This is a genomic window from Agromyces sp. P1_H4, from assembly GCF_056405255.1.
Genome location: NZ_JBFUCL010000567.1, coordinates 1 through 1,091, shown reverse-complemented (window position 1 = coordinate 1,091; position 1,091 = coordinate 1). Strand labels below are relative to the sequence as shown.

The window sequence follows — 1,091 nt, the reverse complement described above, 5'->3', positions numbered from 1 at the left end:
GGTCGCGTCCGTCGTCGAGCCGCACCAGGTGGGCGGCGAGTTCCAGCGCCGTGGCACGGATGCCGCGGAGCACGTCGACCCGGTGCTCGGMATACCACTCCACGGGATGCACGTCGAGGTCGTCACGGGAGCCGCCGCCGTTCAGGAACTCCTTCGAGAGCGGTGGACGGATGTACGGCATCGCGTCCTCCGCCGCGACGAGGCGCACCGGCCCGTCGTAGCCCGCCGCCCGCGTTCCCTCCGCCGCGCGGGCCCCGGCCAGGCCGCCGCCGATGATCAGGATGCCGCGCTCGCCGCTCATGAGGCCCGCCCCGTTCCCCGGGTCGCAGACCGCGACTCGAATGCCTGCCGGAGGCGCGGATCGTCGGTGAGGAGTCCGGAGAACCTGCTCGTCGTGGTCACGCTGCCCACGATACGTGGCCCGCGCAGGGACATGCAGAGGTGTTCGGCCTCGAGCACGACGCCCACGCCGCGCGGGGCGAGCTCGATGTCGAGCCACTCGGCGATCTGCTCCGTCATCCGCTCCTGCACCTGGAGCGCCCTCGACACGTGCTCGACGATCCGCGCGAGCTTCGAGAGGCCGACGAGGCGGTCCCCCGGCACGTAGCCGACGTGTGCGACGCCGCGGAACGGGAGCAGGTGGTGCTCGCAGAGCGAGTGGAACGGGATGTCGGTGAGGAGCACGAGGTCGGCGTATCCCTCGTCGTTCGGGAACGTGGTGACCCGGAAGGGCTCGGGCGTCAGCAGTTCGATGAGCGCGTCGGTCGCGCGCCGCGGCGTGTCGGCGAGGTGCGGGGACCGGAGGTCCTGGCCGAGGGCGGCGAGCAGGTCGGCCATCGCGCGCTGCGCGCGATCGCGGTCGATCGGGGGGCCCTCGTCGTCGGCGACGGAGTGCAGCGGCACGAGGGCGGGCGTTCCATCGGGGCTCATGCAGCACCTCCAGCGTGTCGTTCGGCGGGGCCGGTCGGTCCCTTTCCGCGCTTTCCCTCGACGCTAGGTCGGCGGCATTCTTCTGTCAATGCTTCCTGTTTTTAGAGTAGGCTGCCGATCATGGCATCCCATGGCGGCGGCTCCGACGACGACCGCTGGTC

2 protein-coding genes are annotated in these 1,091 nt (G+C 71.5%); both read right to left on the bottom strand.

Annotation, left to right across the window (positions count from 1 at the left end; translation table 11 throughout):
• Positions 1-301 (bottom strand): FAD-dependent oxidoreductase (locus AC1DY2_RS20015; protein WP_476764007.1); only part of this gene is annotated, 301 nt, incomplete at its 3' end.
• Positions 298-930, bottom strand: a complete 633-nt coding sequence (gene folE / locus AC1DY2_RS20010) for a GTP cyclohydrolase I (RefSeq protein WP_476764006.1) — start codon at positions 928-930, stop codon at positions 298-300. The genes folE and AC1DY2_RS20015, both read right to left, overlap by 4 nt.
• Positions 931-1,091 lie beyond the last annotated feature (161 nt).